Raw genomic sequence first — 20,418 nt, 5'->3', positions numbered from 1 at the left:
GATTTTCACGCCGAGGCTGCGGTCAGGTGTCGCTGGTCTCGTCGTGCTCTTCAATCGCATGCTCGATCATGTCGGTGAGCATATGGGCGATATGCTCGTCGGCTGTCTGGTAAAACACCTGCTTGTTCTGTCGCGTTCCGCGCACCAGCCGTGCCCCGCGCAAGAGACGCAGATGGTGGCTGACCAAAGAAGGCGAGGCATTGGCGAGTTTGGCGATATCGCCAACGGCGATGGGACCCGCCAGGCATGCCAGAAGGATGCGCAGCCGCGTTGGATCGCCGAGCAGGCGATAGGTTTCGGCAATCACGGTGATCTGTTCGTCGTTGGGCGTGGTCACGGTCATGTCTCGAGGGCTTGCTGACCCATAGGTAAGACGCTTCGCCACACCGCGCCAGAGGGTGACCCAGGGAGCGCATCGTGCCAAGCTGGCGAAAAACCATAAGGAGTCGACCATGACATTCCGCGCCCTGCTGACGGAAAAACAGGCTGATGGAAAGGTAACGTCCAGCGTCCAGACGCTGGATGACTCCAACCTGCCCGATGGCAATGTCACGGTCGACATCGACTGGGCCGGCCTCAACTACAAGGACGGACTCTGCCTCACCGGCACGGGGGGCCTCGTGCGCGACTTTCCCCATGTCGCCGGCATCGACTTCTCCGGCACGGTTCGCGACAGCATGGATGCGCGCTTCACGGCGGGCGACAAAGTCGTGCTCACCGGCTGGCGCGTCGGCGAAACCCATTGGGGCGGCTATGCCGAACGCGCCCGCGTCAGTGGTGACTGGCTGGTGCCGCTGCCGGAGGGCCTTTCCACCCGCGACGCCATGGTGATTGGTACGGCTGGTCTCACCGCCATGCTGGCCGTGGACAAGCTCGAAGAAGCCGGTCTGCGGCCCGGTAGCGGCGACGTGCTGGTCACGGGCGCAGCTGGCGGCGTGGGCACAATCGCCATCGCGCTGCTGCACAAGCTCGGCTACCAGATCGCGGCTCTCTCCGGCCGCCCTCAGCATGCCGACGCCCTCCGCGCTCTCGGCGCCGGGACCATTGTCGATCGCGAGGAGTTTCTCGCGCAGCCGGACCGGCCGCTCGAAGCCTCGCGCTGGGCTGCGGTGATCGACAATGTCGGTGGCAAGGTGCTGAGCAAGGCGCTGAAACAGGTCAATTACGATGGCCTCGTGGCCAGCATCGGCATGGCTGGCGGGGTTGAACTCGACACCACTGTACTCCCCTTCATCCTGCGGGGGATAAGTCTGTTTGGAATCGACAGCGTCATGCGCCCGGCAGGCCCGCGCCTCGCGGCCTGGCAACGCCTCGGCACATTGTTCGATGCCGGGGCCTATGCCGGCATGGTCGAGGAAATCAGCCTCGAACAATTGCCCGAGGCGGCGCAGCGCATCCTTGCCGGTGAGGTCAAGGGACGGCTGATCGTCAAACCAGCCTAGCGATAGCCCGCCGCCTGCAGTTCGAACAGTTCCGCGTAACGTCCGCGCAGCGCCAGCAGGTCTTCATGCGAGCCGGATTCTAGGATGGCGCCATTCTCCAGCACCAGGATCCGGTCGGCCATGCGCACGGTCGAGAAGCGGTGCGAAATGATGACCGCTGTCTTGCCCGAGGCGAGGCTCTTGAACCGGCTGAACACTTCAGCCTCCGCCTTGGCATCGAGCGCCGCTGTGGGCTCGTCGAGAATGATCAGATCGGCGTCGCGCATGTAGGCCCGGGCGATGGCGACCTTCTGCCATTCGCCACCCGAGAGGTCGCGGCCCTTCTTGAACAGGCGCCCCAATTGCTGGTCATAGCCCTCTGGCAGCTTGGCGATCACCGCATCGGCAAGGCTGCGCTCGGCCGCTGAGCCGATCCGCGCCATGTCGTCCTGATGCTCGATCAGCCCGACGCCGATATTCTCGCGGGCACTGAAACTGTAGCGGATGAAGTCCTGGAAAATCACCCCGATATGGGCGTGGATATCGCTGACCGACAATTGCTTGAGATCAATGCCATCCACGGTGATACGCCCCTCGTCGGGGTCGTAGAGCCGCGCCAGCAGCTTGACGATCGTCGTCTTGCCCGCGCCATTCTCGCCCACCAGCGCCAGCGTCTCGCCGGCCTGGAGGGTAAAGCTCAGATGCCTTATCGCCCAGCCTTCGGTATCGGGATAGCGAAAGCCAACATTTTCGAAACTTATGCCCTGCCGGATTGGCGACGGAAACGGTTTCGGTTTCACCGGCGACAGGATCGTCGGTTCGATCTCGAAAAACGAGAACAGGTCATCGAGATACATCGACTGGCCGGCAATGGCGGTAAAGCCGAGGAGGATCTTCTGGAACAATCCGTTGAGCCGCAGGAACGAGCCCGAGAGGAACGCCAGGTCGCCGATGGTGAAATCGCCGGTGATCGTGCGCCAGACGATGAAGCCATAGGCGCCATAATAGGTCAGCGACGAGATCGACGAGAACAGTGCGCCCCAGGCCGCGCGCTGCGTCGAGAGGCTGCGGTTTTCGAGATAGATCGTATTGGCCAGGGTCTTGAAGCGGGCGATGAGGAATTCGCCCAGCCCAAACAGCTTGATCTCCTTGGCCGTCTCGGGCGTGGCGCCGACATAGCGGATATATTCGAGCTCGCGCCGCTCCGGCGTGCGCCAGCGGCTCATGAAATAGGCCAGCGTATTGAACCGCGTCTCGCCCCAGATGGCGGGCACGAAACTCAGCGGCAGCAGCAGGATCAGCCAGGGGGCATAGAAGAACAGACCTGCCGCCAGCGTGATGACGGTGATGATGTCCTGCGCCTGGCCGAACATCTGGCTGAGCAGGGCATTGCGCCCCGCCGCCTGCCGACGCGCCCGCTCCAGCCGGTCCTGGTATTCCGCGGATTCGAAATGCATCAGATCGAGCCGCGCCGCATGCGCCATCAGCTCGACGCTGACCTGGTTGGCATGGAGCTCGGAGAGAATGGAATCAACAAGCCCCGTGGCGCGGGCGATGAAATCATTGGCCAGCACCAGCGCGAACTCGAAGCCCAGCAGCAACAGCACATGGTTGAGCTCGCCACTGACCCACCAGTCGCCAAAGCTGGCGCCGGGCGGGGTGATGCCGCTCAATCGGACGACTTCGTCGACAATCAGCTTGGCTGCATAGAGCACGGCAACCGGCTGCAGCGATGCGACCAGCCGCAACCCGATGCTGGCTGCGGTCAGGAAGGGGCTGGTGCGCCAGATCTGCGCCACCAGCCGCCCGAGATGGCGGATATTGTCGAGGCGTTCGCGAAAGGTGGGAGGCGTGTCAGGTGTGGGCGGGGGACGGCGCCCGGGGAGATCGGTCATGACGTGATGATAGCTCTGGGCGATGGGGCGGGGAAACTAAATTCGCGGCAATGCAGTCGGGTCGGCCCGGCGCTGGCCGTCTTTGAACTACCCAGCGCCCTCTGACGTTGCGTTGAGACAGAGCGAGGAGATGAAAATGTTCAAGGACAAGGATTCCAGCGCCATCGTCGCCGTCAGCGACATGGCCCGTGCCCGCGACTTCTATGCCAATACGCTAGGGCTGAAACTGACCCATGAAGACGCGAACGTCATGACCTTCCAGACCGGCCGTACCACCCTGGTCGTTTATGTCTCCGATTTCGCCGGCACCAATCAGGCCAATGCAGTGGCCTGGGGCGTCGACGACGAGGTGGAAAGCATCGTTGCCGACCTCAGGTCCAAGGGCGTCAGCTTCGAGCAGTATCCGGGCATGGACTACAAGGATGGCATCCATTCAGCCGGCGAGATGAAAATGGTCTGGTTCAAGGACCCGGACGGAAACATCCTGCATCTCAACAATATGTAGGGCGCGCCGCTCAGGGCCGTTCGCGCAGGAACTTCGCCAGATCGTCTGTGATGTGATGCACATGCGGGCCGGTGGCGCGGGCCATCTCCCAGGCATCGATCTGCTCGTGGGCAAAATCTTCGCCGGCCACGACATGCACCGTCGACATGCCCATGTCGTGCGGCACAACGAGGTTCTTTTCGAGATCGTCGAACATCACCGCGCGGGTCGGGTCTATGCCATGCAGGGCGAAGAACCCGTCATAGGCTGCCTTGTGCGGCTTGGGCACATAGGTCATGGCGCGGATATCGTGCACATGCTCGAAAATGTCGTCGCCCCCCAGGCGCTTCAGCACCGAGCGGGCATGGCTGACATCGCCATTGGTCAGGATGAACTTGCGGCCGGGCAGGGCGCGGATGGCATCGACCAGATCGGGATGGGCATCGACCGGTGAATAGTCGATGGCATGGACCGTGTTGAGGAAGTGGTCCGGATCGATCTTGTGCTGCTGCATCAGCCCGTTCAGCGTCGTGCCGAAATCGCGGTAATAGGTCTTCTGCAACACACGGGCCGCGTCGAAATCGAGCCTGGTCAGATCCATCACGTAATTGGTGATGCGGATATCGATCTGCGCGAAAAGATTGCAGGTGCGCGGATAGAGGGTGTTGTCCAGATCGAACACCCAATCGGTAATGTGGCTCAGGCTGCGCTGCGGCGTCATGTCGTTCATCCGCACACTATAGCGCCGATTTATGAAGGTGGGGATAAACTCCGCGCCATCAGGGGCAGGAACGGCGCAGGGCGCCGTTCCCGATGCTCAGATTACTCGGCAGCCGTATTGGCTTCGATGACGAGGCCAAGCGCGTCGATCAGGCCGGCCGGGTTGGCAGCGGCAGCCATCAGCACCAGCAGCGAGGTCGGCGACGGCGGCGCGACCTTGACTTCGATGCTCTGCGGATCGTCGAGGAAGGCTTCCACCGGCGGGATCACGACGTCGTTGAGCGCCGGAATTCCCGTGCCGGCCAGCATGGCAGGCAGCTGCGCCTTGAGCATTTCGACGAAGGCAGCACGATCGCCGCCCGACTGGGCCGCGAAGAAGTCGAGCAGCTTGGGCGCGAGGCCCGCATCGTCATAGCGCACCGCAGTGTTGACGATATTGACGCCCTGCATGATGGCCATGCCCTGCATCATCTGGGCCTGGGACTGCTCCTCGGTCATCTCGCCTTCTTCGCCCATGCTGGTCGACATGGCGTAGAGCTGATCGAGCACGGCCGGGGTGAAGCCGGTGAATTCGCCGGTGATGTTGAGCGCGCCGACATCGGCGAAGTCGAACAGGAATTCGCCCAGCGTCATCTTGCCGTCGGCCATCGACCAGGAGAAGTCCTGGGTGATGTCGCCGCTGATGGTGGTGAGGCCCAGCGCTTCAATCACGGCGCCAGCAGAGGGGTCTTCCTCGCTGACGGTCGACAGATCGAGCGAAATGCCGGCGATGTTGAGCGTCGAGCTGACATCGACCAGGTCGACCGTGCCCTGCTGCGGATTGAAGGTGGAAACTGCTTCCATGGAGTCGACGGAGAGCACTTCCTCGCCATTGCGGGTCAGCAGCAGCGGGCCGGTGCTGATCGATTCCAGCAGCTGCAGCGTCATCACGGCCGGAACCGTGTCGCCAGCGGGCAGGTAGAGGTTGTCGGCACGAATGTCGCCCAGCGTGATATGGCCGGTGATGTCGTCTTCAACGAATTCGCTGTCGATGTCGGGGATGGTCATCGCGGAGACGGAATAGCTGCCGTCGCCATTGTCGGTCACGCCCTCGAAGGTGATCTCGGTATCGAAGACCATCGGCTCGAGGTCGTCAGTCTCGGGGCCGGTGAAGCCGACGGTCACGCCATCGACAGTGACTGTATCGCCATCCAGAGTTGCCGCACCAAATTCCAGATCATAACCGATATGGCCATAGACCTCGGCGAAACGATCAACGAAGGCCTGCGCCTCCAGAGCGTTGGCAGTGGTCATCATGGCGACAGTCGCGACGCTGCTCAACAGCAGCAGGCGGGCAGTCTGGTTGGTCCTCATCGTCATCTCCGGCATTGTTTGGTTTGATTGTCGGGTGGGCGCATTTCTTGACAGTAGAACCAACGCCCGCACTGGGCAGATGGCTCCTTGAGCGTTGAATTGCAATAGATTCTGGCCACAAAGCGGCCAGCTGCCTCTATTGTCGGTTTATTGCATCATAACAGCTGCGACACAGTTGTGACGTTTGCCGCGTCACGCACCTTGGTGATCGAGAAACTGTTGATAGGCCGGGTTCTCCGTCTCCTCCCAATAGGGAAAGCCGATGGCCTCGATATGGGCGATGAAGTCCTCACGCGTCGCCGCCGGCACCTGTACGCCCACCAGCACACGGCCATAGTCGGCGCCGTGATTGCGATAGTGGAACAGCGAGATGTTCCACTCATCATTGAGCCCTTCGAGGAATTTGAGCAAGGCGCCCGGACGCTCGGGGAACTGGAAGCGATAGACCACCTCGTCGCTCAACGCCTCGACGCGCCCGCCCACCATGTGACGGACATGCAGCTTGGCCACTTCATTGTCGGTCATGTCGGTGACGCCAAGGCCGTGGTTTTCCAGCAGCGAGATGATCTCCTGCTTTTCCTGGTCGCCGCGGCTGAGCTTGATGCCGACGAAGATCTTGGCGGTGGCCCCATGGGCGTAGCGATAGTTGAACTCGGTGATCGAGCGCTGGCCGAGCAGGCGGATGAAGGCGCGGTAGCTGCCCGGCCGCTCGGGAATGGCAACGCTCAGCAATGCCTCGGCCCGCTCGCCGATCTCGGCGCGTTCGGCGACATAGCGCAGCCGGTCGAAATTGACATTGGCGCCCGAATTGATGGCGATCAGCGCCCCGCGTGGCGCATCGCCCGTCTCGACCTGACGCCGCAGCCCGGCCAGGGCCAGCGCGCCGGCCGGCTCGGCAATGGCGCGCATGTCATCGAAAATATCCTTGATCGCGGCGCAGATCTCGTCGGCCGTTACGGTGACGATATCGTCGAGCAGGTCGCGGCACAGCCGGAAGGTTTCGTCGCCCACCTGCCGCACGGCCACACCATCGGCAAACAGCCCCACCTGGTCGAGCGCCACCGGATGGCCGGCAGCGATCGCCGCCTTCATGCTGGCGGCTTCTTCAGGTTCGACGCCAATGACGCGAATGTCCGGGCGCAGGAATTTGACCATGGCGGCAATGCCGGCCGCCAGTCCGCCGCCGCCGATTGGGACGTAGATGGCGCCGATTTCGCCCGGATGTTGTCGCAGCAATTCAAGCCCCACGGTGCCCTGACCGGCAATGACATCGGGGTCATCGAAGGGATGGACGACGACATAGCCATGCTTTTCCGCCAGCTCGGCGGCATGGGCGCGCGCCGCGTCGAAACCGTCGCCGAACAGCACGACCTCGCCGCCCAGCCGGCGCACCGCCCCCACCTTGATGATCGGCGTCGTCGTCGGCATGACGACCACAGCGCGAATGCCCATGCGCGTTGCCGACAGCGCCACGCCCTGCGCATGATTGCCCGCCGAGGCGCAGATCACGCCGCGGGCGCGCTCCTCTTCGGTCAATTGGGCAATACGGTTATGTGCGCCGCGGATCTTGAAGGAAAAGACCGGCTGCAGATCCTCGCGCTTCAGCAGCACATCGGCCCCGAGCCGCGCCGACAGCAGGTTCATCGTCTCGAGCGGCGTCTGCTCGGCCACTTCATAGACCGATGAGGTGAGGATGCGGCGAACATAGTCTTGCATGGGGCACTCCAAAGCTTGGGCTGATGGAGACCCGGCACGGGATATTGTCAAGTTCGGAAGCCGCGCCGAACGACCGGCGTGCGGAAACGCCGCCCCGGCCTTCGCCTTGCGGTTTTCACGGATGACGGGCGGCCATTGGCCCAGAAACTACTAGTGAAGTGCGAGCCAATGGCCGCCCGTCACGGCCTGGAGTTTTCTCACCGGGTCCGGAACTCACCGGGGACTATTATCGCAAGCCCAGGTGCCGACTTTCAGCCCGGCCAAATGGGCGCCCCCATCTCCAGCCTCCCCGCCCGGTGCTGCGTCGGCACCGCGTGTCTGACGGGAATGGGCAGAGTATGGGGGAGATCCCGGAGGGCGGGGAAAACTATTTGATAAAGCGCTGTGGCTTCATCAAAAAACTCGCCCGGAAATGGCGAGATCGCTACTCGATCGTCCCGGCGTGCCTGGCAAACAGCGCCACCTTGTCCGCGTAGTTCAGCTTCACCTCCTGGCGGCAGGCCTGGCAGGGATAATGGGCGCGGGCGCGAAACCAGCTTCCTTCCTTGGTGATGACATGACCGCAATGGGGGCAGGGGAAAGACATATTGATATGGTGTAAGTCGCGAGAGAGTGGCATCAAACATCGCTGTTGCGGGCATGGCCCGCCTATGGTGGTTTTTGAGCCAGGCTCGGATTTCGACCGTTGCAAGTGCGGTGAAACAGGCCGGGCGGGTGACACGCGTAACACTCCCTAGTCCCCGATTTCCCACCGGCTCGGCTATAACATGCGCTAAGCGAACGAAATTTATCTGTGTCCCAGAGACAGATAGCGCAGACGACAAATTTGCCTCAATCATCTGATTGATTGAATACCTCGGCGGGAGTATAGAAGCCGTCCCGGCGAGGTAAGCATGACAATCGACCACTCCCACAGACGCGAAAGCGGTGATGACCGTCGCCAAGCCATTGCCATGGCGGCCCGGGCGATCATCGTCGAAAAGGGCCTCGAAGGCCTGCGCACGCGTGATATCGCCGCCCGTGTCGGTATCAATATCGCCACGCTGCACTACCACGTGCCCTCCAAGGAGGCGCTGGTGGCGCTGGTCGCCGAAAGCATCCGTCACGATTTCCGCGCCCAGGCCTTGCGGCATCCGCGCCAGGGCAAGACGGCGCTGGCGCAACTGCACATGGAATTCGCCGATTTCCGCGAAACCACGACCGACATGCCCGATCTCATCATCATACTGACAGAACTTGTCGAACGGGCACGGCGTGATGCGGTCATCGCAGAGATCGTCTTGCCCATGCATCAATACTGGCGCAGCCAGTTCGCCGACATTTTCCGCCTGGGACTGGCCGATGGCTCGTTCCGGCCGGACCTCGATCCCGATTCCGCCGCCATGATCACCACGGGCGCCCTGGCCGATTGCTGGCGCCGCCCCGACACAACCCCGCAACTGCTCGACACGGCCTTCGCCGAACTCGAGCGCGCCTTTATTCGAACATCCTGAGCCCCAAGGAAAACGCCATGTCTGCAACTCACAATCCCGGGGCGCCTGCCACGCCCGATCCGCGCCGCTGGGTGGCGCTGGTGGTGCTGCTCATCGCCAATTTCATGAACCTGATCGACGTCACCATCGTCAATGTCGCGCTGCCCTCCATGCGCACCGGCCTTGGCGCCAGCGACACCCAGATCGAATGGGTCGTCGCTGCCTATATCCTCGCCTTCGCTCTGGGCCTGCTGCCCTTCGGTCGCCTCGGCGATATCCTCGGCCGCACCACGCTCTTCCTCTGGGGCGTCGGCGGTTTCACCGTGGCCTCGGCGCTGTGCGGCATGGCGCCCAATATCGAATTCCTGATCGCCGCCCGCATCCTGCAGGGCCTGGCTGGCGCCATGATGACGCCGCAGGTGCTCGCCATCGCCACGGTGACCTTCCCGCCGCAGGAGCGCGGTCAGGCCTTTTCGCTCTTCGGTCTCTCCGCCGGCCTCGCCTCGGTCTGCGGCCCCATCGTCGGTGGCCTGCTGATCGATGCCCAACTCTTCGGCATGGACTGGCAGCCGATCTTCCTCGTCAATATCCCGGTCGGCATCGCCGCTGTCGTGGCCGGTCTCTATCTGATCCCGCGCGTGCCCGGTCACCCCGATCTCAAGAACGACTATGCCGGCATTGCCCTGTTCGGCATTTCGCTGATCGCGGTGGTCTTCCCCATCGTCGAGGGCCGCGCCTTCGGCTGGCCGCTCTGGGCCTTTGCCATGATCGTCGCCGGCCTTGCCGGCCTCGTCGCCTTCTTCTTCTATCAGGGTGCCCGCGCCAAAGCCGGCAAACCGCAGCTGCTCAACTATGATCTCCTGACCAACAAGGATTTCATGTTCGGCGCCATGGTGGTGACCATCTTCGCCTCGGGCATTCCGGGCATGTTCATGGTCATCTCGCTGCTGCTGCAGGGTGGTTTCGGCTTTACCCCGCTTGAATCGGGCCTCACCAACACGCCCTTCTCGGTCGGCGTGCTGATCGCCTCCTTCATCGCGGGCCGTTTCGGCGCCAACTACCTGCGCGGCCGCCTCGCTGCCGCTGGCGCCATGCTGACTTTCGGCATCGGCTGGCTGCATTTCATCATCGCCGGCGTTGGCGACACCATCGACCACTGGAGCTTCCTGCCGCCGCTGCTGATTGCCGGCATCGGGCTGGGCCTCGGCTTTTCCTCCTTGTTCCAGTTGGTGCTGGCCAATGTGCCGCCGCGCGATGCGGGCGCCGGTTCGGGCTCGCTGCAGGCCTTCCAGCAGGTCGGTGGTGCGCTCGGCGTTGCGCTGGTGGGCGAACTCTTCTTCACCAGCCTCACCAATGACATGGCCTCGGGCGCAGTGCCCCATGCTGCCTTTGCCGGCTCGGCCGCCCATGCCCTCTGGTATCAGGTGATTTCCTTCGCCCTGGTCCTGCTGCTGGCCTTCTTTTTCAAGAAGCCCAGAAAGCTGCAGGGTCATGCCGCGCCACAGCATGTGGCCGTCGAGGCATAACAAAAAGGCCGCCCCACGGGGCGGCCTTTGAATTTCCGGGGCGCGATCAGGCTAGCGCACGATCAGCGTGCCGGCACCGAATTCGGTGAACAGTTCCACCAGCACGACATGGGGCTGTTTGCCGTTGAGGATCACGACACCCTCCACGCCATTGTCCAGCGCTTCAAGACACGTCTCGACCTTGGGGATCATGCCGCCCGAGATGGTCCCGTCGGCGATCAGCTCCTTGGCCTCACGCACGGACAGTTCCGGGATCAGCTTGCCATTGCGATCGAGCACACCGGGCACGTCGGTCAAAAACAGCAGGCGCTTGGCGCCGAGCGAGCCGGCAATGGCGCCAGCAAACGTATCGGCATTGATATTATAGGTATTGCCGTCGCGGCCGGGTGCCACCGGAGCAATCACCGGAATCATTTCCGACCGGGCCAGCAGATCGAGCAGCGTGCGATCGACTTCCACCGGCTCGCCGACGAAACCGAGGTCGAGCACTTTCTCGATATTGGAGGTCGGGTCCTTGACGGTCTTCTGCGCCTTCTTGGCAAAAACCATGTTGCCGTCCTTGCCGCAGAGCCCGATGGCCCATTCGCCCTCGGCATTGATCAGCGCGACGATTTCCTTGTTGATCGAGCCGGCCAGAACCATTTCGACCACTTCCATGGTGCGCTGGTCGGTGACGCGCAACCCGCCCTCGAACTTGGATTCGATCCCCAGCTTTGCCAGCATCAAGGCGATCTGCGGCCCGCCGCCATGCACCACGATCGGGTTGACCTTGCTCTGCTTGAGCAGCGCGATATCGCGGGCAAAGGCCTGGCCGAGCTTGGCGTCGCCCATGGCATGGCCGCCGTATTTCACCACGACGGTCTTGCCCTCATAGCGCTGCATATAGGGCAGAGCCTGTGCCAGAATACCGGCGTCGTGGCTGAAGCGGTCGGTCGAGCTAGTCTCTTCGGTCATGAACGGACCCATTTTGTTGGCAAGGCGGCATAAAGACCGCAACGGGTCTAGAGCATGAATGCGGAAAGGAAAAGACGCTTCTGCCGCATTTGCCAATTGATCCATTTGTCATTTTGGGGCGTTCTAGCTGCGCCAGACATCGAACCGGGCAAGGGCGATGGTGCTGGCACGGTTGGGAGGCCACAACCTATGACGACACAGACCGCACCCGCGCGGGAAATTGCCGACCTCATCGGCCGCTGCGCGCTTCGCGATCGCGCTGCGTTCCGCACGCTCTATGATCGGACGAGCGCGAAACTCTTTGGCGTAACCCTGCGTATCTTGAAAGACCGTTCGGAAGCCGAAGAGGCTATCCAGGAAGTCTACGTCAAGATTTGGCAGCGTGCAGATCGCTACGTCGCCGGCAACACCAGCCCGATAAGCTGGCTCGTTGCCGTGGCGCGCAATCACGCACTCGACATCCTGAGGGCCAGACGCCCGGTTTCCGACGATATCGATGTGGCACTCGAAGTGCCTGATGGTGCCCCCTCTCCGGAGCGGGCGACGCAGGACAGCGAGGAAAAGGGCCAGATCGAGAAATGCCTCGGCACGCTCGAACCCGATCGTGCCGACGCGGTGCGCGGTGCCTACCTCGATGGCTATAGCTACGAGGAACTGGCCACCCGCTACACCGTGCCCCTGAACACGATGCGGACCTGGCTGCGCCGGAGTCTCATCAAACTGAAAGAGTGTCTGACAGCATGAGCACGAGTGATGACATCGGTGACTTCGGAGGGCGCAATGCCCTCGTGGCCGAATATGTGCTCGGCCTGCTCTCCACCAGCGAGCACCAGCGCATCGGCAGCCTGATCGACAATGACCAGACCCTGCGCGCCGAGCGCGACTTCTGGATTTCGCGCTTTTCCGCGCTCAATGACGAATTCGCCGAGACCCCGGTCCCGGCCCATCTCTATCCACTGATCGCCACGCGCGTTTTTGGCGAGCAGCCCAAGTCGTCCTTCTGGGAGAATCTGCTCGTGTGGCGGTCCATTGCCGCCGGTGCGCTGGCCGTGGCGGTTGCTGCAGTCGGTTTCAACCTTCTCCAGCCCGCACCCGATGCCAATGCTCTGGCGACCCAATTGGTGGCCGCGCTTCAGGGCGAGGGCAGCAATGTCCAGTTCGTCGCGCTTTACGATGGCGAGGGCAATGTGCGCCTGACCGCACTGTCGGGCGATGACGTGCCCGGCAGCGACTACGAACTCTGGGCCATCCAGGGCGGCAATGCGCCGGTCTCGATGGGCGTGATCCCGGTCAATGCCCGCAGCACCATCACCTTGTCGCCCGAAATCATGGCTGGCTGGGGTGAAGGCTCGGTCCTCGCCATTTCGCTCGAACCCGATGGCGGCTCGCCGACGGGCGCCCCGACCGGTCCTGTCGTGGCCAGCGGTACCGCAACGCAGATCTAGTTTTAGACTGGTCTGAAAAATTTTGGCGCGTCGCAGAAGATAAATCTGCGGCGCGCCGAATTGTTTTTGAATTGTTCTGTTGATACTTGCCGATCACTACGAATTCCTGACAATAAAGTTTCAGGATTATTTGTGCAAATAGACTGAAACTGCTGAGAACTGGATCCGGTCGACCTCCGTATCTTCCTTCAGATCCCAGATAACGATGGGACGAAAAGGAAGGAACGACCATGAATTTCCGCGCTCTTACGCTTGCTGCCATGCTCTCGGTTTCCGCATTTTCGGGTGCTGCTGTCTACGCCCAGGACAATCCCGAAGTCGGTGGCGCTGCCATGTTCGCCGACAAGAACATCATCGAGAATGCCGTAAATTCTGCCGACCACACCACCCTGGTTGCCGCCGTTCAGGCTGCGGGCCTCGTGGAAACCCTCTCCGGCCCCGGCCCCTTCACCGTTCTGGCTCCGGTCAATGCTGCTTTTGACGCCCTGCCGGCCGGCACCGTCGAAAACCTGCTCAAGCCTGAAAACAAGGACATGCTGTCGACGATCCTGGCCTGCCACGTCATCCCGGCAAAGGCCCTGTCGACCGACATCGTCTCGATGGTCGAAGAAGACGGCGGCGAGCACGTTGTCGACACCGTTGGTGGCTGCAAGCTGACCCTCAAGGCCGCTGACGGCAAGGTCACCGTGACCGACGAAAACGGCACTGTTGCCAATGTCACCATCGCGGACGTGATCCAGTCCAATGGCGTCATCCACGTCATCGACGCCGTCCTGACGCCCAAGTCTGCAATGTAATCGGCGCGGCGCCGGGCGACCGGCGCCAGCCTTTGACGATGATTAGCCTAAAACTGCGGTGAAAAACCGGCCGAAACTCTCGACTGCGCGTCTCCGTAGCTACTGACAGTTAGGGAAAAGGGCCGCCTCCGCCCTCACCATAACTTGACGGCGAAGGGCCTTGCCCCAGGACTACCTTTGGCTGTCAACTCCGCCCGTGCCGCCCTTTGCAGCTTCTCCTGCATCCGGGGGCACGGGCTCTTCATGAAAGGTGATCGACATGGTCCTCAAGCGTCGCGATGTGCTGCTGGGTGGTTCTGCCCTTGTTGGCCTCTCAGCCCTGGCCCTGCTGTCGCCCATGCAGGCTGCCGAGGGTGATTTTCCTTTCAAGCTGAGCGATGGCGAGTGGAGGGCCAGGCTCGACCCGCTGGCCTATGACGTGCTGCGCCACGAGGCCACCGAACGCCCTTTCACCTCCCCGCTCAACGACGAGCATGCCACCGGCACCTTCCATTGCGCCGGCTGCGAGCAGGCGCTGTTTGCCTCCGATACCAAATTCGACAGCGGCACCGGCTGGCCCAGCTTTTATACCTTCATCGACGGTTCGCTCGGCACGACGGTGGACAATTCGCTGTTCATGACCCGCACCGAAGTCCACTGCTCCAATTGCGGGGGCCATCAGGGCCATGTCTTCGAGGATGGTCCCGAGCCGACCGGCCTGCGCTATTGCATCAACGGCGCCGCGCTGAAATTCATGGCCGCCTGATCAATCCGGCTTCCGCCTTGCGGAGGCCGGCGATATATCGGGTTCATGAAACTCACCATCATCCAGACCGGCGATGTCCCGGCGCCCCTGCGCGACCGTTTTGGACCCTATCGCCAGATGTTCCAGACCATGTTCGACCGGACGGGGCAGGGCTTCTCTTATGAGACGCTGGCCATTTCCGATGGCGAGCCCTGTCCGGATCTCTCAGGTGTGGAAGCCATCGTCATCACCGGCTCGCCGGCCGGCGTGTACGAGGATCATGCCTGGCTCGATCCGCTGCGCGCCTTTATCCGTGGCGCCTATGCGCGCAAGACACCCATGCTGGGGGTCTGCTTCGGCCACCAGATCATGGCCGATGCCCTGGGTGGCGATGTGCGCAAATCCGAAAAAGGCTGGGGCCTTGGCCGGCACACCTACGGTGTCAAAGCTCGTCCCGATTTCATGCGCACGGCGCCAATGGCCTTGGCCGTTGCCTGCTCGCATCAGGATCAGGTTATCACCCCGCCCAAGGAGGCCGAAGTGATCCTGGCGTCGGACTTCACGCCCAACGCGGGTCTGGCCTATCGCAATGGCGCGGCGCTGAGTTTTCAGCCGCATCCCGAATTTGCCGATGACTATACCCTGGCGCTGGCCGAGCTGCGGCGCGGCAAGGTCCCCGACAATCTCGTGGATAGGGCCGTAGCCTCTGTTGCAACGCCATCAAATAGCTCGGATGTTGCAGGATATATAGGCCAGTTCTTCAGGGGGCGCTGAGATGGCTGTCGCGGAAAAGCTGTCTGTTGTCGACATCTACATGGATAGGCTGCAGCACGGCCGGAAGGCCGAAATCGAGACGCTGCGCCACCTGATCCTTGATGCCGTGCCCGGGCTCGACGAAGCCATCAAGTGGAATGCCCCCAGTTTTGGTCTCGGTGATGATCGCCTGACCATGCGCATCCACCCCGGCGATCGCCTGCAGCTGATCCTGCATCGTGGCGCCAAGGCCGGCGCTGACGATTTCTTCCGCTTCGAGGATCCCGACCGGATCATCGCCTGGGCTGCGCCCGACCGCGGTGTCGTGACATTCAAGGATGCTGCTGATCTCAAGGAAAAGTCGGACGTCCTGCCCGAAATCCTGCGCCGCTGGGTTGCTTGCACCACGCGCTGATCTGTCACGGGCGGGATTGGTTCGCATCAAGCATCTATTAACCCTGCTGGCGCATGGTGCGGGCGTTTATTGAAGCGTCAGTATTTCCCGCCATGTTTGACTACCGCAATTTTTCCATCACGCAGAAACTCGTCGCTGCCTTTCTCGGCTTCGGTGCCCTGGTCATCCTGTTTGGCGGTTGGGCGATTTACCAGCTTCTCACGCAGGACAATATGACGGTGCTGGTGCCGCTTGCCCTGGCCGGCGCCTCTGCCGCTGCCGGTTGTCTCAGTGTCTTTATCCTGTTCCAAAGGGTTGTCTCCGCCCGGCTTGGGACGCTGGTCGATCTGACGGCCGAGCTGGCTGCCGGCAACACCGATGTCCAGATCCCAATCCAGAAGGCTGCCGACGAGCTGACGATCATGTTCAAAGCTCTCGAAGGTTTCCGCACGGCCCTGGTCGAACAGGCCGCCATGCAGGAAAACGAACGCCAGCGCGACGCCGAGGCCGGTCTGCGCCAGCATGCCGCCGACCGGCTGACCGATGATCTGCAGACGACGCTTCGCGCCGTTATGGCCGGCGAGCTGACCGGCCGTATCGACAACAACTATGATCAGGTCGAGCTGCGCCAGCTGGCAACCGAAGTGAATGTCTTGCTCGAGGCGCTTGACCACGGCCTGACAGGAACGGGCGAGGTCCTCTCCGCGCTGGCCAAGGCTGATCTCAGCGCCCGCGTTGCGGGCAATTTCACCGGCGCCTTTGCCGCCCTGCGCGACAATACCAATGCTGTTGCCGAACGCATGGCCGCTGTCATGGGTAATCTGCAGCAGACCTCCGGCCGCCTCAAGACCGCGACCGGCGAGATTCTGGCTGGCTCCAACGACCTGGCCGAGCGCACCAGCCGTCAGGCCGCCATGGTTGAGCAAACCTCGGCCAGTGTGGAACAGCTGTCGGTCACCGTCAGCGCCAATGCCACCCGTGCCGGCGAGGCCAATCGCTCGGTCGCCGAAGCCTCGCGCATTGCCGTCGAAAGCGGCGTCGCCATGGAAACCGCATCGCGGGCCATGGAGCAGATTTCCACTTCCTCGGCCAAAATCTCGAACATCGTCAAGCTGATCGACGACATCGCCTTCCAGACCAATCTCCTGGCGCTCAACGCTTCGGTCGAAGCTGCCCGCGCGGGCGATGCCGGCAAGGGTTTTGCGGTGGTGGCCGTGGAAGTGCGTCGCCTGGCGCAATCCGCCGCCTCGGCATCTGCCGATATCAAGCAGTTGATCGATGTCTCGGCCAGCGAGGTCAAGTCAGGTACGCAGGTCGTGCTGCAGATCGGCCAGCGCATTGCCGCGCTCAACAGCTCGGTCACCCAGAGTGCGGCGTTGATCAATCAGATCACCGAGGCCAGCCGCGAACAGGCCGTCGCCATCGACGAGGTCAATGTCGCCGTGCGGCAGCTCGACGAGATCACCCAGCACAATGCCGCGCTGGTGGAACAGACCAATGCCGCCATCGAGCAGACCGAACATCAGGCCGAGTCGCTCGACGGAATCGTCGCGGTGTTCAATATCGACGGGCGCAAGCCATCGGATTCTCGCCGGGCTGCGTAGAGGGCGCCACCGCTTCCACACACGCGATGTCATCCCGGCCTTGAGCCGGGGCCCATCCTGAGATGTATGTCTTGCCGCCAGGTCGATGTGTTTGCCACCACCTTGCGGCTGTGGCGTGATCTCGGGATGGGCCCCGGCTCAAGGCCGGGGTGACATCGTGGTTGTGGCACCAGCGTGCAGACAACCCCAATCGCGTCTGCCGTCTCAGCTTTCCAGCAGCATGGCGATTTCTGTGCGCAATTCTTTCAGGCCATCGCCCTTGAGCGATGAGGTCAGGATCACATGCGGATGCGCGGCAGGGCGCTTGAGGATGGCCGCCTGCGTCGCCGCGATCACTTTCTGCAATTCGGCCGCGCCCGGCTTGTCGGCTTTCGTCAGAACCACCTGATAGCTGACGGCGGCCTTGTCGAGCTCGTTCATGACGGTCAGGTCATTGTCCTTGGGGCCATGACGCCCATCGACCAGCACATAGACGCGGCGCAGCGTCGAGCGGCCGGTCAGATACTGATGGATCAGCTTGGTCCACTGCCGCACCTTGTCTTCCGGCGCCTTGGCATAGCCATAGCCGGGCATGTCGACGATGCGCAGGTCTTCGCTCTGGCTCTCGAAGATATTGAGCTCCTGCGTGCGGCCGGGCGTATTGGAGGTACGCGCCAGGCTCGACGTGCCGCAGAGCGCGTTGATCAGGCTCGACTTGCCGACATTGGAGCGTCCAGCAAAGGAGATTTCCACCTTGTCCATCGGCGGCAGGTCGGCGATGCGCACGCAGCCCTTGATGAAGAGGAACGGACGGGCAAACAGCAGGCGGCCGCGCTCGATCATGTCGGTTGGGTAGTCGATCTCGCTCATGGGTCTGCTCCAAACAATAAGCCCGCCGGATGGTCCGGCGGGCTGTAACATGATCCTGGCCGTGTGGCGATCAGGACTTGGCTGCTTCTTCCGCCGGCTTCTTCTTGCGGAAGGTGTCGAGGATATTGCCGATCAGGTTCACCTCCACGCCGTGGCGTTTCATGATGAACCACTGCTGGGTCACCGACAGCGTATTGTTCCAGGCCCAGTAGATCACCAGACCCGCCGGGAATGTGCCCAGCATGAAGGTGAAGATGATCGGCATGTAGTTGAAGATCATCGCCTGGGTCGGATCCGGCGGCGGCGGATTGAGCTTCATCTGCACCCACATGGTGATGCCCATGATCACCGGCCACACGCCCAGGTGCAGGAACGAGCCGATGATCGGAACCACCGTGGGATTCCACGGGATCAGGCCGAACAGCGTGAAGATATTGGTCGGATCGGGCGCAGCCAGATCCTGGATCCAGCCAAAGAACGGCGCATGGCGCATGTCGAGGCTGATGAAGATGACGGTATAGAGCGCGAAGAACACGGGGATCTGGATCAGCACCGGCCAGCAACCGCTGAGCGGATTGATCTTTTCCTTCTTGTAGAGCTCCATCATCGCGGCCTGCTGGGCCGGACGATCCTCCTTGAGGCGCTCCTGGATCGACTTCATTTCCGGCTGCACGCGGCGCATCGCGGCCATCGAGGCATAGGAGCGGCTGGCCAGCGGGAAGAACAGCGCCTTGACGATAACCGTCACTGCCAGCACGGCGAGGCCGAAATTGCCGATGATGCCATTAAGGAAGGTGAGCAGGAAATACATCGGCTTGGTGATGAACCACAGCCAGCCCCAGTCGATCAGCAGGTCGAAGCGGTCAAAGCTATACTGCTGCTGCAGCGCGGTGATGACCGATTCTTCCTTGGCGCCGGCAAACAGATAGCTCTCGCGCGTGGCACTGGCGCCAGCGGCGATCACGACCGGTGCAGTCTCGACATAGGAGGTCTGGTAGTCGTCATAGCCAGCCGAATTCTTCCAGGTGAACTGGGCATTGATGCCGGTGCCGGCAGGCGGCAGCGCGGCGGTTGCCCAATACTTGTCGGAAAAGCCGAGCCAGCCCGTCGTATTGTCAAAGCGCGCGACCTGGTCATGCTGCAGGTCGGTGTATTTCTTGGAAATCAGGTTGTTCGAGCCCAGCACGCCATGCGGGCCTTCATGCTGGATGAAGAAATTGGCGACATGGGGCGTGTTGTGGCGGGTGACGCGCGCATAGGGATAGAGCGCCACATCGCCGCCCGACTGGTTGTCGATCGCCTGGCTGACGGTGAAGAGATAGTGCTCGTCCACCGAAATGGTGCGGCGGAAAGTGAGGCCCGCGCCATTGTCCCAGACCAGCGTCACCGGGGTCGTAGCGGTCAGCGCCGTGTTGGCGCCCTCGACGGTCCAGACGGTCTGTGCGGTCGGCACGGCAATGGAATTGCCGGCAACCGGCAGCCAGCCTTCTTCGGCGAAATAGGCATTGGGCACGCCAGCCGGGGTCAATAGGGTGATGATCGGGGAGGTTTCGTCCACCGTCTCGCGATACTGCTTGAGGCGCAGGTCATCGATCAGCGCGCCGGTCAGGTTGATCGAGCCCGACAGGTCCGGCGTATCGATCGAGACGCGGGCGCTGGCGGCAATGGCTTCATCGCGGCTGGCATAGGTCTGCGTGCCGGTATTGGCGGCCGGCGCTGCAGCCTGTCCCGGAGCGCCCGGCGTTGCTGGCGTGGCCAGACCCGGATCGGCCGCTGCGGCCTGTTCATTCGCAAGCTGCGCCTGCTGCTGGGCGCGTTCCATCTGCGGCCCGGCAACGAAGAACTGCCAGCCGAACAGCACGATCATGCTGAGCACGATGGCCAGGATTATGTTGCGATTGTTTTCCATTATCTCGGTTTCCGTGGGCCGCGGCCGGAAGAAGAGCGCTCGTCGGGGGACCTTGGCGTGTGCACGCGCGTGATCAACGCGCCCAGGTCCGAAACAAGCTTCGTAAAGGGTTCTGTCAGCGCTTCACGCCGTCCGACCAGCACATAGTCATGGTGGGGCACAAAGTCACGCGCGCATGCTGTCACAGCCGCCCGAAGACGACGTTTTATGCGATTGCGCTCTGGAGAATTGCCGGTTTTCTTGGTCACGGTAAAACCGATACCGGGCTGCGCCTCTTCGGCGGCGATCATCTGCAGCCCAAACGCAGAGCGCCCGGCGCGATTGCCCCGGGCAGCCCTTTGAAACTGGCTTCGCTTGATCAGCCGACGCAGGGCGTCAGGACTGTGCTCGATGGCCGTCATA

The 20,418-nt window shown here is 62.2% G+C and carries 21 protein-coding genes; 11 read left to right on the top strand and 10 right to left on the bottom strand.

Annotated features, from left to right (window positions below):
* Positions 1 to 22: 22 nt before the first annotated feature.
* Positions 23 to 343 (bottom strand): metalloregulator ArsR/SmtB family transcription factor, encoded by a 321-nt coding sequence (locus tag P0Y65_16075; GenBank protein ID WEK03694.1) that lies wholly within the window; start codon positions 341 to 343, stop codon positions 23 to 25.
* Positions 344 to 452: 109 nt separating this feature from the next.
* Here P0Y65_16075 and P0Y65_16070 point away from each other — a divergent pair, with 109 nt between their 5' ends.
* A complete protein-coding gene (locus P0Y65_16070) occupies positions 453 to 1,442 on the top strand; it encodes an oxidoreductase (GenBank protein ID WEK03693.1) in 990 nt (329 codons plus the stop codon).
* On the opposite strand, the gene P0Y65_16065 is transcribed toward P0Y65_16070, so the two are convergent.
* On the bottom strand, positions 1,439 to 3,316 hold the full coding sequence (locus tag P0Y65_16065) for an ABC transporter ATP-binding protein (protein ID WEK03692.1): 1,878 nt from the start codon (positions 3,314 to 3,316) through the stop codon (positions 1,439 to 1,441). The two genes, P0Y65_16070 and P0Y65_16065, sit on opposite strands and share 4 nt — an antisense overlap.
* 136 nt (positions 3,317 to 3,452) lie before the next feature.
* Here P0Y65_16065 and P0Y65_16060 point away from each other — a divergent pair, with 136 nt between their 5' ends.
* Complete coding sequence (locus P0Y65_16060; GenBank protein WEK03691.1) at positions 3,453 to 3,821, top strand: VOC family protein; 369 nt, start codon at positions 3,453 to 3,455, stop codon at positions 3,819 to 3,821.
* Positions 3,822 to 3,831: 10 nt separating this feature from the next.
* Here the strand turns inward: P0Y65_16060 and P0Y65_16055 are convergent, their stop codons facing one another.
* From P0Y65_16055 to P0Y65_16040, 4 genes are all read right to left on the bottom strand, one after another.
* Positions 3,832 to 4,521 carry a pyrimidine 5'-nucleotidase gene (locus P0Y65_16055; GenBank protein ID WEK03690.1) on the bottom strand — a complete coding sequence of 230 codons (690 nt, stop codon included), beginning with the start codon at positions 4,519 to 4,521 and terminating at the stop codon, positions 3,832 to 3,834.
* Between the two features lie 101 nt (positions 4,522 to 4,622).
* Positions 4,623 to 5,873, bottom strand: a complete 1,251-nt coding sequence (locus P0Y65_16050; GenBank protein WEK03689.1) for a hypothetical protein — start codon at positions 5,871 to 5,873, stop codon at positions 4,623 to 4,625.
* Between the two features lie 192 nt (positions 5,874 to 6,065).
* Entirely contained in the window at positions 6,066 to 7,589 is a 1,524-nt protein-coding gene (ilvA, locus tag P0Y65_16045; protein ID WEK03688.1) for a threonine ammonia-lyase, biosynthetic, read from the bottom strand.
* Between the two features lie 424 nt (positions 7,590 to 8,013).
* Positions 8,014 to 8,175, bottom strand: a complete 162-nt coding sequence (locus tag P0Y65_16040) for a hypothetical protein (protein WEK03687.1) — start codon at positions 8,173 to 8,175, stop codon at positions 8,014 to 8,016.
* Positions 8,176 to 8,482: 307 nt separating this feature from the next.
* Between P0Y65_16040 and P0Y65_16035 the strand changes: the two genes are divergently transcribed.
* Together P0Y65_16035 and P0Y65_16030 are read left to right on the top strand one after the other, a co-directional pair.
* A complete protein-coding gene (locus tag P0Y65_16035; protein WEK03686.1) occupies positions 8,483 to 9,082 on the top strand; it encodes a TetR/AcrR family transcriptional regulator in 600 nt (199 codons plus the stop codon).
* Between the two features lie 17 nt (positions 9,083 to 9,099).
* The gene (locus tag P0Y65_16030; GenBank protein WEK03685.1) at positions 9,100 to 10,587 is read left to right on the top strand and encodes a DHA2 family efflux MFS transporter permease subunit; all 1,488 of its coding nucleotides are present in this window, start codon (positions 9,100 to 9,102) and stop codon (positions 10,585 to 10,587) included.
* A 51-nt stretch (positions 10,588 to 10,638) separates the two neighbouring features.
* Here the strand turns inward: P0Y65_16030 and argB are convergent, their stop codons facing one another.
* The gene (gene argB / locus P0Y65_16025) at positions 10,639 to 11,541 is read right to left on the bottom strand and encodes an acetylglutamate kinase (protein WEK03684.1); all 903 of its coding nucleotides are present in this window, start codon (positions 11,539 to 11,541) and stop codon (positions 10,639 to 10,641) included.
* Between the two features lie 189 nt (positions 11,542 to 11,730).
* On the opposite strand from argB, the gene P0Y65_16020 reads away from it, so the two are divergent.
* The 7 genes from P0Y65_16020 to P0Y65_15990 all read left to right on the top strand — a co-directional run bounded on the left by P0Y65_16020 (position 11,731) and on the right by P0Y65_15990 (position 17,258).
* Positions 11,731 to 12,285, top strand: coding sequence for a sigma-70 family RNA polymerase sigma factor (locus P0Y65_16020; protein WEK03683.1), 555 nt, complete (start codon positions 11,731 to 11,733; stop codon positions 12,283 to 12,285).
* Entirely contained in the window at positions 12,282 to 12,986 is a 705-nt protein-coding gene (locus tag P0Y65_16015; GenBank protein ID WEK03682.1) for an anti-sigma factor, read from the top strand. Before P0Y65_16020 ends, P0Y65_16015 begins: the two co-directional genes overlap by 4 nt.
* A 230-nt stretch (positions 12,987 to 13,216) precedes the next feature.
* A complete protein-coding gene (locus P0Y65_16010) occupies positions 13,217 to 13,783 on the top strand; it encodes a fasciclin domain-containing protein (protein ID WEK03681.1) in 567 nt (188 codons plus the stop codon).
* Positions 13,784 to 14,042: 259 nt separating this feature from the next.
* Positions 14,043 to 14,528 (top strand): peptide-methionine (R)-S-oxide reductase MsrB, encoded by a 486-nt coding sequence (gene msrB / locus P0Y65_16005; GenBank protein ID WEK03680.1) that lies wholly within the window; start codon positions 14,043 to 14,045, stop codon positions 14,526 to 14,528.
* A 45-nt stretch (positions 14,529 to 14,573) separates the two neighbouring features.
* Positions 14,574 to 15,281 (top strand): gamma-glutamyl-gamma-aminobutyrate hydrolase family protein, encoded by a 708-nt coding sequence (locus P0Y65_16000; GenBank protein ID WEK03679.1) that lies wholly within the window; start codon positions 14,574 to 14,576, stop codon positions 15,279 to 15,281.
* A gap of 1 nt (position 15,282) precedes the next feature.
* Positions 15,283 to 15,675 carry a DUF1801 domain-containing protein gene (locus P0Y65_15995; protein ID WEK03678.1) on the top strand — a complete coding sequence of 131 codons (393 nt, stop codon included), beginning with the start codon at positions 15,283 to 15,285 and terminating at the stop codon, positions 15,673 to 15,675.
* A 92-nt stretch (positions 15,676 to 15,767) separates the two neighbouring features.
* Positions 15,768 to 17,258, top strand: a complete 1,491-nt coding sequence (locus tag P0Y65_15990; protein ID WEK03677.1) for a methyl-accepting chemotaxis protein — start codon at positions 15,768 to 15,770, stop codon at positions 17,256 to 17,258.
* A 204-nt stretch (positions 17,259 to 17,462) separates the two neighbouring features.
* Here the strand turns inward: P0Y65_15990 and yihA are convergent, their stop codons facing one another.
* From yihA to rnpA, 3 genes are all read right to left on the bottom strand, one after another.
* Positions 17,463 to 18,107 (bottom strand): ribosome biogenesis GTP-binding protein YihA/YsxC, encoded by a 645-nt coding sequence (gene yihA, locus P0Y65_15985; GenBank protein WEK03676.1) that lies wholly within the window; start codon positions 18,105 to 18,107, stop codon positions 17,463 to 17,465.
* Between the two features lie 70 nt (positions 18,108 to 18,177).
* The gene (yidC, locus tag P0Y65_15980) at positions 18,178 to 20,016 is read right to left on the bottom strand and encodes a membrane protein insertase YidC (GenBank protein ID WEK03675.1); all 1,839 of its coding nucleotides are present in this window, start codon (positions 20,014 to 20,016) and stop codon (positions 18,178 to 18,180) included.
* Positions 20,016 to 20,417 (bottom strand): ribonuclease P protein component, encoded by a 402-nt coding sequence (gene rnpA / locus P0Y65_15975; GenBank protein ID WEK03674.1) that lies wholly within the window; start codon positions 20,415 to 20,417, stop codon positions 20,016 to 20,018. The genes yidC and rnpA overlap by 1 nt, the downstream gene beginning before the upstream one ends.
* Position 20,418 lies beyond the last annotated feature (1 nt).

Source organism: Candidatus Devosia phytovorans (assembly GCA_029202405.1).
In the GTDB taxonomy this organism is placed as follows: domain Bacteria; phylum Pseudomonadota; class Alphaproteobacteria; order Rhizobiales; family Devosiaceae; genus Devosia; species Devosia phytovorans.
Note: the sequence above shows the minus strand (reverse complement) of the source record. Positions and strands in the feature narration are given on the sequence as shown.